General features: G+C 30.5%; 1 pseudogene. It reads left to right on the top strand.

The annotated features are described in order from the left end of the window. Nucleotides 1-367, top strand: a pseudogene (locus ACTNAO_RS12875) (transposase); the annotation flags it as partial.

Below are 367 nucleotides of genomic sequence, written 5' to 3'. Positions count from 1 at the left end.
AGAAACAAAAGTGAAAAAGGGAAAAGAAATTACAACAACATTTGAGTGGATAACAAGCATTGAAATTACAGAAAAAAATGCAGTTAAACTAGCCGGAGCCGGAAGGAAACGTTGGAAAATAGAAAATCAAGGATTTAACAGACAAAAGAAGTGGCAAGGAAATATAGAACATGCGTGTAGCCATAATGCAAATGCTCAAAAATGCCACTATTTAATGGAACAGATAGCGGATTTTATAAAGCAACTTTATGAATACTTTTTCTTAAATAAAAATGAGATAAAAAAGAAACAAAAAAATATATCCTCTGATTTGTTAGCCAGTATTTGCAAACAACTAACAGCAGAAGATATATCAATAATTGATATG

The sequence above is a fragment of the Clostridium sp. HCP1S3_C6 genome (genome assembly GCF_052066735.1).
GTDB lineage: Bacteria > Bacillota > Clostridia > Clostridiales > Clostridiaceae > Clostridium.
The sequence above is the reverse complement of the archived record's forward strand: the minus strand, read 5'-3'. Positions and strand labels throughout refer to the sequence as shown.